This is a genomic window from Pseudoalteromonas sp. XMcav2-N (assembly GCF_024124545.1).
Lineage (GTDB): Bacteria > Pseudomonadota > Gammaproteobacteria > Enterobacterales > Alteromonadaceae > Pseudoalteromonas.
On sequence record NZ_JAMXSF010000002.1, the window covers coordinates 306704 to 322235 of the forward strand.

General features: G+C 43.5%; 9 protein-coding genes. 1 reads left to right on the forward strand and 8 read right to left on the reverse strand.

The window, feature by feature from the left end:
- Positions 1 to 316: 316 nt before the first annotated feature.
- From NH568_RS04150 to NH568_RS04175, 6 genes are all read right to left on the reverse strand, one after another.
- On the reverse strand, positions 317 to 1525 hold the full coding sequence (locus NH568_RS04150; protein WP_253044716.1) for a tyrosine-type recombinase/integrase: 1209 nt from the start codon (positions 1523 to 1525) through the stop codon (positions 317 to 319).
- 110 nt (positions 1526 to 1635) lie between these two features.
- Positions 1636 to 2487, reverse strand: a complete 852-nt coding sequence (locus tag NH568_RS04155; protein ID WP_253044717.1) for a DUF417 family protein — start codon at positions 2485 to 2487, stop codon at positions 1636 to 1638.
- 306 nt (positions 2488 to 2793) lie between these two features.
- The gene (locus NH568_RS04160; RefSeq protein ID WP_253044718.1) at positions 2794 to 4587 is read right to left on the reverse strand and encodes a S8 family peptidase; all 1794 of its coding nucleotides are present in this window, start codon (positions 4585 to 4587) and stop codon (positions 2794 to 2796) included.
- Positions 4588 to 5053: 466 nt separating this feature from the next.
- Positions 5054 to 8239, reverse strand: coding sequence for a M43 family zinc metalloprotease (locus NH568_RS04165; RefSeq protein WP_253044719.1), 3186 nt, complete (start codon positions 8237 to 8239; stop codon positions 5054 to 5056).
- Positions 8240 to 8543: 304 nt separating this feature from the next.
- Complete coding sequence (locus NH568_RS04170; RefSeq protein WP_253044720.1) at positions 8544 to 8804, reverse strand: hypothetical protein; 261 nt, start codon at positions 8802 to 8804, stop codon at positions 8544 to 8546.
- A gap of 140 nt (positions 8805 to 8944) precedes the next feature.
- The gene (locus tag NH568_RS04175) at positions 8945 to 9907 is read right to left on the reverse strand and encodes a hypothetical protein (protein WP_253044721.1); all 963 of its coding nucleotides are present in this window, start codon (positions 9905 to 9907) and stop codon (positions 8945 to 8947) included.
- Positions 9908 to 10053: 146 nt separating this feature from the next.
- Between NH568_RS04175 and NH568_RS04180 the strand changes: the two genes are divergently transcribed.
- Positions 10054 to 10377, forward strand: coding sequence for a hypothetical protein (locus NH568_RS04180; protein ID WP_253044722.1), 324 nt, complete (start codon positions 10054 to 10056; stop codon positions 10375 to 10377).
- Positions 10378 to 10967: 590 nt separating this feature from the next.
- On the opposite strand, the gene asd is transcribed toward NH568_RS04180, so the two are convergent.
- Both asd and NH568_RS04190 read right to left on the reverse strand, forming a co-directional pair.
- Positions 10968 to 12080, reverse strand: coding sequence for an aspartate-semialdehyde dehydrogenase (gene asd, locus NH568_RS04185; RefSeq protein ID WP_253044723.1), 1113 nt, complete (start codon positions 12078 to 12080; stop codon positions 10968 to 10970).
- Positions 12081 to 12727: 647 nt separating this feature from the next.
- On the reverse strand, positions 12728 to 15460 hold the full coding sequence (locus tag NH568_RS04190) for a TonB-dependent receptor (protein ID WP_253044725.1): 2733 nt from the start codon (positions 15458 to 15460) through the stop codon (positions 12728 to 12730).
- Positions 15461 to 15532 lie beyond the last annotated feature (72 nt).

Below are 15532 nucleotides of genomic sequence, written 5' to 3' on the forward strand. Positions count from 1 at the left end.
TAAACTATAGTGGTGTGAACAAGGGCCAGGGTTTACAGAGCTTCCTTTTTTAGTACTGAAATAAGCGATTCAGATACGCTCTTTGAAAACACAGGTAATTCGAATCAGGACTTTAGCTTTGCTGAAGAGATATTTTTTATACTGAGTTTAAACGCCTGTTTCACAAAGCCGATATGAACGAATCACATTTCAATATGGATTCGTGTTTTATTAGACTGTAAGCGAGCTCTATTCGATTTTCATGAAGTAACAACGATACCCAATGATGCTCAAATAAATCATTAGGCTTTCGTGGTATTAAGAATAAAAAAGAGATCTACAATTTACGTTTTATCCCAGACTTGGCTCTTTCCTTAATATTAGTCTGGATATATATCTGATCGGTCGTCGCTATTTTTGAATGGCCCAGATCTTCGGATAAATGTTTAAGAGGGCGGTGCTGCGCATCGTGCGTGGCACCTGTGTGGCGAAGCCAATGCGATGTAGCTGCTTGTAAGTTTTCAGCTTCCTCGTGAAATCCATCCTCGTTGAGCTTTTTAATTGCCAGATCAAAACTTTCCTGCACGATTCTGCGAATTTGTCTTACATTCATACCTCCGCTACCGCGAAGCTTGTGAATAATTGGGTGGGGTTCATCGACGCGAGGTAAGGAAGTCAGCCCTCTGCTTAAACGATAACGCTTTAAATACTCGATGAATTCTTCGCTTAATGTGACATCTCGAAGCTTGTTTCCTTTGCCCATAATACGCAAAAACCAAAAACCATCTTGGTCTTGCCAGAAATGACTCATTACAGGTGCCCATTGCGGGCGGTCAGACAATTCGGATATCCTTAAATATAAGCCTTTTAAACAAGCTAATGTGAACAGGTTTCTTTCAAGCTTAGGGTCCTTTTCACACCGGTCTTTTGTAACACCAAACACATATTCCCACTGCAGGTCACTCAGTGTGTCTGGCATCTTAATTTGTGACTGTACGACGAGATAAGGACAGTTCTTTTTCACCACAGGAACAAAGTTAGCGAATGATTTTTCTTCCAAAATGGCAAACTTATAAAACACATTTAATGCGGTGAACATTGATGCGAGTGTTTGCTGACTCACCCCATTAGCCTTATAAACAAAGGGTCGCCAGTTTGAATTCACAACCCTTAAACCATTGCTATCCTTAAAACGCCATTGCACTGATTGAGCAACCCAGGCGTCACTGGTCTCAACGACGAACTCAACATATGCCTCAATGTCTTCACGTTTCAGATCAAATACAGAGGCTTTTTTTATTGTCCAGGACCACAGATAAAAGCGCTCTATTTCATTACGAAATCGATTAAATGTGGCTTCTGACTTGCGGCCATATACATACAAAAATTGATATAGAAACGCCAGATCGTTTTTACAACAATGTGGATCAAAGACCTCACTGGTTAGAAAGTTGGCAATATCTGGGTATTCTGTCTCGAGTGTATTGTCCTCAAGATGTGCGACTAAGTACCTGAGCTGCTTAAGCGTATCAACTAATGGCGTCATTGTATGTGTATAACACTGATTATATAAACAGTGTTTTATTCTGAACTAAGCTCAGCAAGATTGCAACGGAAAACCGAGCTCGCGCGTTATCCGCAGCGAGCACTTAAGCCTTAATTTTCTGCTTTCGAAGCATGCAATTCGCGAGTGTACTCGAAGATGATGGCAAGATTACAAATGAACCAGAGATCTTTGATTATGAATAACCCCAACCCGTCTATCAGAGTAGTCGGTGAAAACCCACCATCGGCTGTGAACAAAAATGTCTGTGTCATAATAAATACAGCACCTGTACCGACTATACCAATCAAAACCAGATTACGTCTGCCAAGCCAAATGCCGGCACCAAGTAGTATTGCAAATCCCAGGTCATAAACACCGATTAAATCTGACGCTTGCTGGATTGTGAACACCTGATAAAGCCATGCCATAAACGGGGAGGTTTCGACCAAAGGCACTATGGCCTTGGCTTCCAATTCTAGAAACTTCATTCCACCAATCCAGAAAAGTACAATAGCCACGGGAATATAATTTAATATCGCATGCTGGCGTGCTGAGATCCGCTTAGTGAAACATAAATAAAGTGCCAAAGGTAACAGAGCAAAATACTTAATAATCCCCTGACCTGAACCAATAACCGGAAACCCGCCGTGTGCTGCAATCCAGCGACCAGCGTCGAACAGGGTTAGCAACATAATACCACTCAATACAACGAGCAAAGCAAATTGCGGTCTGCGTAACTGAGTTATAAAAAGCGCTGCGCCAACGCTTATACCCGTAATTAAGAAAAATAGCCCAAATACCTGACTAAGACTCTGCATTGAATATAAATCGTTGAGCGAGTAAAAACCCAGGGCTTTTTCTACATAACCAATATTCCCCCCAAGAATAAACGAGCTACCGAGTAACATCAGGCTTAGGGCAACGGCAAAAGCAATCACCTTATAATTTATTGAGTGTGACATAATGGTCCTATGCAAATGGATGTACCAAGAAGACCGGACAAGCCCGTTTTAATTTCACTAAGGGTTAATTTTTTGATGAGTGAGAATCAAAATGGAGCCATTTGTGAGATTGTTTGTATAGGTGCACGTTACCCATGAATAAGAAAGATGAGGGCGTTAACTCGCCATGTATCTAAAAGGAAAAATAAAAAGGGCAGTGCGCTAAAGGTAACACAATGCCCAATCGATAATTCAGCTTTAACTGAATAGGTTATAGATAAACTAAATGTAAGCCAGGAGAAAGGTCAACCGGCTTACAGCAAAAGCTTAGTTTGTTTGGGCTTTAAGACTAACGCCACTATACGACGAGTAGCCTCGTAACATGATATGGAACGTGCCTGCCGATGGGTTATTAACCGTACACACCTCGTTATTGCCATTTTTATAAGGACGACAGTCATAAGTCGTACGAGTTGGCTGCGCGTTTGCACGTACATACAGGTCAGCATCGCCTGAGCCACCGCTCATTGTAAACGTCACTTTGCTTACCCCATTACCAACATTAAATGTGTAAAAGGTTTCACTGCCCGAACCACCACTCAGGCTGGATTTGGTTACACCATCTTGCAACTCATTACCACCGGTGCCATTTAATGCTGCATCAACCGCGGCTGAAGCATCAATGATACCGCTACCACAACTGCTACATGTGGCAGGGAAGCTACGAGCAGTACTCTTCAAGATACTTTCAACTTCGTCCGGGCTTGCTGAGGGTTTAGCTTGCTTGATAAGGGCCGCTACACCTGCAACATGAGGTGCCGCCATTGACGTACCTTGAGAGTATGCATAGCTATCACTTGAAGGTCCGTTACTACCAGAGTTGTAAGTAGACAAAATACCTTCCGGGTCATTGGCAAAGCTTTGCGCGCCACCTGGTGCTGCAACGTCGATGTTTGAACCGTAGTTTGAGTAATAAGCGCGGCCACCGTTACGACCTACAGAAGCAACATTGATGATGCCGGAGCAGTTACCCGGATTGAAATTGGCAGAATTTGAGTTGTCGTTACCCGCTGCAATTACGATGGTCGTACCGTTAGCACGCGCCGTGTTAATAGCGCTCTGTGTCGTTGAGCTACATGCACCGCTACCACCTAAGCTCATGTTGATGACATCAGCCGGGTTTGCGTTAGATGGTACGCCTGATACTGAACCACCTGATGCCCAGATGATACCGTCTGCGATATCAGAAGTCAGACCGCCACATTTACCTAGTACACGTACAGGTACAATTTTGGCGTCATAAGCGACACCAGCCACACCCTGACCGTTGTTTGAAACCGCCGCGACCGTTCCCGCAACATGTGTACCGTGCCAGCTAGAGCTGCGAGCACTATGTGTATAGCCGCATTCATTGGCAGATACTGCATCACCCGGGTCACGTGCATCACTGTCACGACCACCGCCGTCGTTTGCTACTGACAAGTTGGAGATCATGTCGTAACCTTGCAGGATGTTTGCGTTCAGATCTGAGTGAGGGCGGTAACCAGTATCCAGTACAGCCACTACCACACCATTACCCGTTGCCTTATCCCACGCAGCAGGTGCGTTGATACCACCAGCAGACTCAAAATAGTGCCACTGGCTTGAGTACTGTGGATCATTAGGGGTAGCGAAAGGTTGCAACATCTGGTCGATTTCGATGTATTCAATATTGCCTGTCTCGACCATTTCCTGCATCAGACTATGCGCATCAGCCGCAGAAAGCGTTTGGTCAACGCGCATAACGTGGTGATTGCTCAATGCCATTTGACGGACATATTTAGTTTGTAACGACGCTTTCTTTTTGCTCTTGAAGCTCTTAACAAAAGTTTGTGCTCGCGAATTCATCATCGCCGGAGACATCTCGGCCTCAGAGATGGACATAAGCTGATTGCTATTGTCCTTGTATTTAATGATAAACTGCGTGCCTGCGGTGTTTTGGCCTTCAATTTTCTGGCTCAACTGCGCCATACTTGCAACGCTATTGAACGCTTCAGCGTTATTTGCCGCAGCTTGAGTTGCGGCGAACATGCCTGAAATAGCCAGCGCAACGGCACCAATTTTTAAATTATTAGTTGTCATAATAGTTTTTCCCTAGATTTAGTTGTTGTTCCTTCCGTTCAGCAACGCGTACAGAAGGCACTTGAATGTAAACACGCAGTTACTTTTAATTTAAATTCCGTTTACTTATAATGCATGTAATTTGGGTTATAAGCGTTGAGCAGATTTCACACAGCTAGTTGTTTTGTAATATTTAATTCACGATTATTGGAGTTGTTATGATATATTTTTCATGTAAATGAATGTAAACAACTAGTGATAAATTATGAGTAATTCACACCTCTTTGGCCCTTTAATAAACACATGATCTGCATTAAGAAGTTCCAGTAGGTTTTGTAAATTCTGACTATCTTGAGTTATGGGCGGGCAGTTTTCTTTTAACTTTGTGAACACAGATATGTTCCTGCAAAAACACCTTAGAAAAGAGTAATAGCCAAAAATCAGCGCACTTTTCAGGTGCTGCTTTTTGGCTTAAGCTTGTTATCGACTACTGTTTACGACATTGCTGTGCGTCAAAGTCGACAATTATGCTGGTGTTTTCTGCATTACCAGAGATCTTTAGGTAAGACCAATACTCGCTTCCAGCTGCGATTTGAATGCATTCCGATGTGCCACCAGAATTAGATTGTGCGTCCTTATCGTTATCACTTGGCCAGCCACCATTTTTGTACAAAATGTTCAGACTTCCACTGCCATGCGCTGTTGTAATAGCCAGGCTTTGTGTAGAGGTAATATCTCCAATAGATAACCATAAAGTACCGTCTCCTCCCAGACAGGCCGCTTCGCCCGCCACCAGTCGACCGCCGGTTACTGGCTGCTGAGTCGCACATGCATCAGGTACCGAGCCACTGGTATCTTTGGGCATGATCTCAACGGTATAGTCCTCAACTTCTCCATCACCTACCGAGCCACAGGCACTGGCAGCAGCGCCGTTGTACTTCATAGCAATACGTAATCTCGCTTTAGAACCCACCATATTTGCAGGAACATTAATTGAGCCTGTCACTTCGCCTTTACCAGACACGTCTGACATAACCTGCTCAGTTTCTTCGAACTGACCATTGTTATTAAAATCTATCCAGGCAACCCAATGCTCGGTGTAACTTCCGCCTGGCGTAAAGGTAAACAGGTTAGATCCCTCTGTAAGCTTAATAGTCTGATTAGAAAAATCACCATATCCGTCTGCCTGAGAAGGGTTGCTAAACGATCCATTTTGTACATTTGCGATCCATTCATATCGGGTGTTGCCACTGGCTGAACAGTATTCAATGCCGGAAATGCTTACGGCGGCTTGCGCGCTGTTACTCAGTCCATCGTTATCTGTCACTGTTAAAGTTGCCAAATAGTCGCCAGTCTGAGTGTAGGTATGGCTTGGGTTCTGCTCATTGCTTGAGTTGCCGTCGCCAAACTCCCACTGGTAAGTAACAATATTGCCATCCGGATCTTCAGAACCTGCACTGCTGAAGGCGACGGCTTGTCCTGACATGGCAGAGTAGGGGCCATTGGCTAGTGCAGTAGGGGCGACAAGTTCTGATTTCACCTCAGCAGTTGCAGTATCTGTTGCCGTGTTACCGTCATTATCTGTTACGGTCAGTTTCACTGTATATACCTCTGCGTTTTGGTAGGTATGCACAGGGCTTGCAGCGGTGGAGGTGTTACCATCACCAAATTCCCAGTAATAACTAACAATACTTCCGTTAGCATCGTTTGAGCCTGCACTGCTAAACTGAATAGACTCGCCAATAGTGGTGCTATAAGGGCCATTGGCTTGTGCGATGGGTAAGCCAGAGTCACCAGCTCGTTCATAATAAACAACTAACGAGGCGCCGCTATACTCTAGGAAAGGGTCAACCATGATATTTAACTGGCCACCGCCAGCTGCAAATTCGCAGTACTCGCTGTGTCTTGGCGCACTGAATGGCCCGCAGTCATGGTTATCAGCCGTTGGCACTGAGTTCATACTAACATAGGCATCTGGATCACCCTGATACCCGCCAGGCATTACCGCAACCGTGCGTACAGCGTCAGATGGAATTTCAAACTGATAGGTTTTTGGATCGGCACCTTTAACAGACTCCAGGTTATTAATCTCGGCTAAGAATACGCGCTCACAGCCATTGCACAGCGTATTGTCAGTGCCAGAAATGACACTAAGCGTCGCATTTGAATAAGCACTAAAAGCGTCAATTGCAGTGTGATAGGGCACTGTACTGGATGGAGCAGAAATCGTCACCAGCTCCGGAGAGCCTGCACTTCTGAATGAGATAAAATCAGCGTCCCAGTTGTCGCCATTTTTAACCGGTGCTTTGCCCTTAGATACATACATATCAGGATCTTCATCGTAACCGTCTAAATAAAAGGCGACGGCCTGAGTACCTTCAGGCACCGAGACCTCGTAATTATCTACTTCACCTTTTTGTCCCGACAAATTAGTGAATGACTGAATAACATCGCCCTTTGGCGGCGTAACCGCGCCGGACGTGCCATCCCATGGATGATCAGCATTGCTGGTATATTCATCAAGGCCAGTGGCGATTAGGTTTGCATTAGACCAAAGCGTTGCCCTTGCAGGCCCATGAAGGGCAGCGGTCATTCTGTCTACCTGATCACTGGTGAACATGGCATAGTTATCAGAGTAGTGCATAAAGTTTTCTGTGTTCGTGGGCTGACCCAGGCAGTTTTTTGCGTTGTTCTGTAATATGCTGCTACTCATTTGCGGCGTATCGCACGAGCCGTCGCCAGTCGCATTACAAAAAGCCTCAGAATGAATTGTACAGACATCGCCATCAAAGGTATGGGGCAGGTTTAGCCAGTGACCAAATTCATGGGTCAAAACAGAGCGGAAGTTTTCATTGGTGTTAGCGCCAACATAATCACCATTATAAACAACCCGTGACAAGCCATTTTGAGACATACTCAATTGCGGATACCAGGCTACGCCGGAGTTATTGGTAGACCCATCATCATATAAGTCTTGCTGAATATAGATATTCATATACTTAAAGTTGTCCCAGGCATCAGCTGAAATTTGATCGTCAACGCCACTGCCTTTACCATATCCTGCCTTTTCTGGGTGGCGGACAATACCATTTGTTGGTTGGCCGTTTGGATCTTTTTTTGCCAATACAAATTCAATGTTAAGGTTTTGCCTGATTGCCTGAAACTCAGGCGCAATGGGTCCATCATCTGTGATTAAACCCAGGAAATCCTGGTTAGACTTGTTCAGTCCGTCTATGACTTTTTGCTCAGTTAAGCAGTAGGTGCCTGTTTCACAGTTGTATCTGTCGCCATAAATATGCACTACCACAGGAATATAGTAACGTCCGGGAACACCATTGCCATTTTCTGCTGCAAGATCGTCCTGGCTCGCAAGCTCAGACATAATGTGCGTTGCAAAACTAGAGCTCAAAGACCGTTGTCTGAAATTCTCTTTCTGGATAGCAGACCAATCCTGCGAATTGTGGTCGGTACCACAGATCTGTCCTGCATGTTTATGGCTGGTGGAATTCGCAAATACGGATTGTATCCTACTATCAAGTTCAGTTTGTTTTACCTTGACAGGCTCGCCTGCAAATACAGAGACGGGGGACAGCGTAGTCAGCAAAATAGCCGTAGCCTGGCTGAGTGTTTTTCTGGTCGGTGTTTTTGCCAACACACGTTTAGAAAAAGGCATAGTGTTCTCCTGTTGTTTTTATTTGTTAACATATGGATGTTAAGAACCTGTTTTCTTATCCCTTAAGTTAACTTGTAGCGTTGTTGCAAGTACCTTTATTGGTACTATGTTATTTTCCTTGAACTGCATAAAAGTGCATTTATATCAGCCACCTAACTTCAAACCATAAAGATACAGTGGATTTTTGAACGTTACGAAAGCTTTGTGTAACTTACATCAGCAAGATTATATTGTATACAGTATAATTTAACATTTTGCATAATTGTTATTTTGGTGAAGCAGGGCGGGCACCTCAGTAAGTAGGTTAATGGCTTGTTTTTAGTGCTAATGTTAGCGATACAAGCGACAGGTTTGGGTTGTCACAAGTTCGGTCAACAGCAGGGCTTTTTCTAGATTTGAAGTCTTGCATGACAAACTTGCCCAGCTGACCACGGAATTCGGCCAGGAACGCATCCAGGGCTAATGCGTCATCCTCACGGACATTGGTTAGTTCGAGTTCAAATTCTCGGTTCGCGCCTTCAAGGTCACAGACCTTTGACGCGTTGTTGGCCTTGCTAACAAGCACCTGGCTGTTCGGTTTCAACCGGAATACGCAAAATTTAGGCGGTTTTGGTAGGGGCAATTGCTCCATAGTTTTTCATCGCTCGTCGTTTACTGTGGGAGCGAGTACAAAATTATGGAGCTGAGTTCTTGGTGTCAAACGTTTTACAAGGGATTGGAGTCGGCAAGAGCTTTTAACCCTTCGAACTCTACCGAAGTAAAATGAAACTGATATTCTTTGGAAAGTACATCTTCGTAATCAGAATTTTCAATTAGTTGTCTTACATTTGCAGCCATCTCAGCTACCAACATATCTTGATATTTACTTGGGTCGCTTACTTCATTTCGCTCTTTGTATTCTTTGACCACCGAAAAATATGTTTCTTTATAGAGGAGCAAGACTAGGTTGTTAAGGATCCTCTTTATATCCTCTTCTTTTCTATCTCCCAGGCCTGATTTCATAAGTCTTAAATAAGCAGTTGCGTGGTGCTTAGACTGCATACTGAAAATATCTCTAAATGTTGGAGCCTTATTCCCAACTGATGCGCTTAAGACTATAAGCTCATCAAAGGTATTGTGCGCATCTAATCTCAACGGCTTCGCCGAATCTTTTAGCAGTATGCCTCTAACCCTGTTTATTACCGAATGTAAATCATCCAAAAAACCGGATTCGTTTGTTTCACTGTTGTTTTTTAAAACTTGCACACTAGCCTTAAAGTCTAAATAGGCTGAAGGCGTTACATCGAGATTTTTGTTCAACAGTTGTATCCTTGACCTCAAAAGTTCTAAATCTTCTTTTTTTCTCAGAATATCCTGAGTCTGGGCTAGTTCTTGTTTGCTTGTTAGCCACGTACGGTATAGCAGATAGATCGTGGCCAACAACAATATAGGAGTTAGCATATTGTTTAGGTACACAGCACCATCTACCCAGTCCTTGATATTTCTGTTGTTGGGGTCAAATCCAAACTTATCAAAGTACTCAATAAGGATAATGGCAACCGATAAGAAGAGTGGAATGATGAAATGCATACTGTAAGGGTCTTTTTTCAAACCTCTTGTTAGTGCTTTCCAAGACAGGCCGACAGCAATCAAAGTACTGAGGAAAAGCATTTGAGACATCCAGGACATCTTTAAACTCCTTTTAACGAAATTCTCAATATATCAGGAAATCTCATATGGATCAGCTGAACACTCACGTCTGAAATAAACGTCTTTACAGACTATCGAATGTAACTTACTGTCTGTTATGTATGTAGGACATTAGGAGGGACACAGTGAATTACTTTATAAAACATACATTCCTAGTTGTCATTGCAGTATTAGTGCTAATAGTAAATGTGTTCGATGTTAACCCGTTTGTAGCAAAGGCTGGCGAATTCGCATATTCGGCGAATGCACCTGCAACTGCAGCCAAACTCTTTTCAGCAGCGGGCTATGCTGATTTCGCGGCAAAAACTATACCCGCGATGTCATGCATGAAGTTGTTTGCAGAAGCTACCGAGCATCTGGCAAACAAGCCAGCATCATATTCAAACGAATGGCAGAAGCGACATAATCAAATCAATTCAATTATTCATTCAGCGTGCTCAAGCCATTAAAATGTATCGGCGCGCCAAAAGAAAAGACGCCGTAGCTTTTGCTTGGATTTATCTTTTTGAGCGCGCTTATTTGTATGATATTTAGCTGGTCTGCTTCAAACAACAATAAAGACCGATACTGGTTAGTATCGGTCTTTTAAGTGCATCAGATATCCCTTATTTTCAGATACTACAAAAGTGTTTATCATCTCAGAACCTCGAGTGGAGATCTTGCTCAAGATTTTCGAAAAAAGATGTAGAATTAGCTGAGCCAAAATGGCTCATTAACTGATGATAAATAACATCGAGAGACGAATCTGGTATCCTCAACTAAGCATGTCTTAAGCTAGTAATACAAGATAAATAGGGCCATGGCATGGAGAGGCTATTTTTAGAAAATAATGCCATTTAACATAATATATATTATAGGATATAATATATAAGTAACAGCTGCCCATGTGGGTTCAGCAAATTAGCTGGTTTGCTCTGTTTGACTATATACGACGTATGTCATGTCCAAATTGACAGTCTATTTTCTGCTGAAACGAATGACAGATAAAAGCACTAAGCCTTGCTTGATGCTTTTATCTGAAACTTTTAGAGCGTGGGCTTTATTGCTCTACAATAATCCGCAGCATACGACGTAAAGGCTCGGCAGCACCCCAAAGTAGCTGATCGCCTACGGTGAATGCGCTAATATACTCCGGGCCCATCGTCAGTTTACGTATTCTACCAACAGGGATATTCAGTGTACCCGTCACTTTAACGGGTGTCAGCTCCTGTTCGGTTATTTTTCTATCATTAGGAATGACCGTAACCCATTCGTTGTGCGCTTCTAAAATTTCTTCTATTTTTTCAATCGCAATGTCTTCTCTTAACTTAATCGTTAATGCCTGAGCATGGCAGCGCATTGCACCGATACGAACGCAGATCCCATCAACTGGGATCGGTTGCTTACTTGAACCCAGGATTTTATTTGCTTCGACCTGCGCCTTCCATTCTTCCTTACTCTGGCCACTTTCCATAGATACATCAATCCAAGGGATCAAGCTACCGGCCAGAGGTACACCAAACTGATCTGTAGGCAAGCTTTGTGACTTAAGCTTTTCGGCTACAAGTTTGTCAATTTCGAGTATTGCCGCACTGGGATCTGTCAGCTGTGTTTTCACAGAATCATGTATTTCGCCCATCTGAGAGATCAGCTCTTTCATATTTCGTGCGCCGGCTCCGGAAGCTGCCTGATATGTCATTGGGCTGACCCATTCAATCAGATCCTGTTCAAACAACCCACCCAGGGCCAGTAACATCAGTGACACGGTGCAGTTACCGCCAACAAAGGTCTTCACGCCCTGCTCAAGACCCTGCTCTATTACATCTCTGTTCACCGGATCCAGGACAATAATGCTATCCGACGACATTCGCAAAGCTGAAGCCGCATCAATCCAGTAACCATGCCAGCCAGTTTCTTTTAATTTATCGTACACTGCTTTTGTGTAATCGCCGCCCTGACAAGACAAAATGATGTCCATCTCACAGAGACTACCGAGATCATATGCATCTAACAATGCCTTGGACTGAGACTTAACTTCTGGCCCCGGTTGACCGGCTTGCGATGTTGTAAAGAAATAAGGTTCAATATCAGAAAAGTCATTTTCTTCGTGCATACGTTGCATCAACACAGAGCCGACCATTCCACGCCAACCAATTAGTCCTACTTTTTTCATGGTATTACCTTTTTTTGAATCATTGAGTATTTTGCGTGAGAGGTATGTCTAGACGTCTAAAAATAGCAAACATTGTTATAAGAAACTATACTTTTAGCGTCAAAATTGAACATTAATCATAAAAAACCCCGCGAAAGCGGGGTTTGGATACAACATGTAAAGGTTGTGTCCCACACTGTCGCCTAAGCAACAGTTTAGAACTAGGTTGTTGATAATTTGAGCTCAGGTCAAATTATCATAAAATTGCAGTACTAAATTAGAACAAAGTATGGCTTAAGTTTAGCGAGTATTCAAGTAATTTTGATTACAACAAGCTGAAATTAAAGAAAATAATTTGTAACTTAAAACTGACTTAAGTCTCATTTACATTACACTGCCAATAAACGCTTCTATTGAAAGCGTAAGCCACACCTTAAACTAAGGCATCTTAAATAAGAAACTTTGCTTCAATGCAGATTTTTACTCAGTCTAATTTACAAAGTATCCAATTTGAAAAAAGTAAAACTGCGCCCCTTCAATACGCGTCACAACGATACCGTTTTAGTAAATAGTTTCAACGCTAACTGTCAGATCTTAAGGTAAATCGATGTCAGAATTAAAAAAGCCTGACCGAAGGTCAGGCTTTTTCTCGCTCAAACCGCGAATCTTTAGAACTCAACAGAAACATCTAGACTGATTTGCTGTGCATTCTCACGAGAACGAATAACTACATCGTTTTGCTGAACTTCAAAGTCCTGACCAAGCAGGTTCTTAGCTTTTACAGTAATCGTTGTGTTAAACGTTGGATAATAACTATACACAAGGTCCAAAGAATTGATTGGCTGCTCGTACGCATCGTCGAATCCATTTACACCTGCCGCCAGGATGCGGTCACCAAATACATTATATATTAATGAACCCTGGTGGTTACCGTTGTGCGAATCGTAGTTCAACTGAAAGTTGGCTACGTATTTAGAGTGGCCACTCATTCGGCGCTTAATATTTGTTAAATCACCACGTGCACTTTCTAAAATTTCAACTTCAGAATCACTGACTGTCAGGTTACCAGACGTAAAGAACGCACCACCTAGCATATCTGCTGACAACTCGACCAACCACTCAGCTTCCAGGCCGTATACATAGGCGCTGTCGGCATTTTCAAACTCAAGTGTAAAACGACCGTCGCGTTCAGTAAGCTGTGCTTCAATTGGCTTATCGATGTCCTTATAGAAGGCACCAACTGAGAAGTTGTCACCACCGTCGAAATAGAACTCGACTCGCGCGTCGAAGTTATCAAGATAGCTTGATTGCAAAGTTGGGTTACCCAAAGTTCTGTAATCTGTTAGCGGGTCTTGATACTGAACAGGTGTAAGTTCACGTAAATCTGGACGAACGATGGTTTCACCCCAGCCAAAACGAACCTGATAGCCTTCCTGGCTGTATGTCATGGACAATGAGCCGAATGTTTCATCTTCCATCACAGTAGCATCTTTAATCGCTTCTTCGCTTAATTTATCTTGCAATAATGCTGAGTCATAAGCTGAACGAGAAAATGCCAGTGCGACTTGTCTGAAATCTTCGTATCTCAAACCACCAGAGAGTCGCCAGTCGTTTTTAAAGACGTAGTCGAATGCGCCAAAGTAAGCATCGATTTTTTGTGCAGCAAGATAGTCATCTGCTGTTGGTTCCTGGAACAATAGTTCTACATCGACACTGTCTACTACTGCATCGTCCTTAAAGTAGCTGCCCATACCCAGTGCCTGACTGTGAGTATCAGCAAGGCTGATCACTTCACTAGGGCCAAAGCGATATTTAAAGAAATCCGTTCGATAGTCACGTGTTTTCTCTACAAAATAACCACCGCCTTTGACTTCAAGCTCTGAATTGTCGAAATAAAAGGCTTTAGATAAGTTCCAGCCGTAATTTTCAACTTTATCTTCCATATCGACAAAGCGATATAAGAAAGGATCGCCACCTAGTGCGCCGCTGGTATAGGTTTCGACGTACGCCCCATCTTCATAACGATCTCTAGCTGTAATTTCCAGCTCGCTTGGGATGTTAGTAGTTGCCGTAGAATCTGTATAATGCCAGTCAAAACCGAGGCCATCGAGGTTCACGCTCTTAAGGAAATCATAATTTAAATTATGTGTACCGCGGAGCTGGACTATTTCCAATTCGCGTTGTTCGAAAGAGGTCAAATGCTTACGCTGAACTTCGCCGTCTTCTTTACTCAGAGACTTCGAAGGCTCCTGGTAAATGGACACTGACGCTTCATCTTCTGTGTCGCGAAGCTTCATAAAGCTTGCCGTCAGATCATGGTCATTGATTTTATAGCCAAGGCTCAGTGAACTGTTTAACTTAACATTTTTCTTAGTTGACTCTTTGTCATCACGAGCGGAATAACAAGCCAATGGGCTTTCGCCACAGTTAGAATCGGCATTGTCTACCGACGCCAGAACTGCCGTATAGCCTTTACTGTGTGACCATTCATGGTCGTACGCCAATGACGCTAAAAAGCCAAACTGCCCACCCAAACCGAACAGGTCGTCAAAACGGTCGCCATAAACCAGTTTACCGCCAACATCAGGATCCAGGTCTTTTTCAACCATACCAAAATCGCGATGCAGTGCTTTGGTAATGTCTTTATTAAGCTCGATTGCCTGCTGCTGTGTTACCGCTTCACCTCGGTCTTGTGCTTCTACAGCACGAATGTTCAGACGTGAGATATCCGATATGCCATTTACGTATTTGCTCAGCGCATTAGTTACCGCAACCGGCATACCGCGCAGGCCGTCGTCTTCTCCTAACCAGTCGTCATCGCTTCCGTTGTAAACAAAGCCTTTGCTGTTAGTGTCTTTATGTGCAACGCCAATCTCTAACTTAAGGACGCGATCACTGGGAATACTTTTGGTACGGATATTTACGTCACCGCCACCAAACGCTGCTGGCATATTTGGTGAATATGCTTTTTGCACAGCGAGAGATTCAATGATACTCGATGGAAAGATATCTAGCGGAATTACGTTACGCGTTAAGTCAGGACTTGGAACCTGAGCGCCATTTAATCGGACGCTTGAATATCGCTCACCCAGACCACGCACATAAATAAACTTATCGTTTACCAGGCTGAGACCTGTTACACGGCGAAGTGCCGACGCTGCATCACTGTCACCAGTACGCGAGATCTGCTCTGCACCCATGATATCAGCAACGAAGGCCTGATTTTTCCTTTCTTCAATAACTGCACTGGCACTGCCTTTAAGGCGGCTGCCCACCGCAACTACTTCTTCAATCTCTTGCGCTGTCTCTTCTGCTGAAACCGAATGTACAGCCAAAGGGGAAGTAAGAGAAAGCAAAGAAAGCGTGATCAAATTGGTTTTAAACTTTTTGATTGGTTTCATTTGTCGTTCCTCTAAACCAAAACCGGATTCACAAAGGGCGCATGAATGCGCCCTGTTAAAAGCTAGAAATGG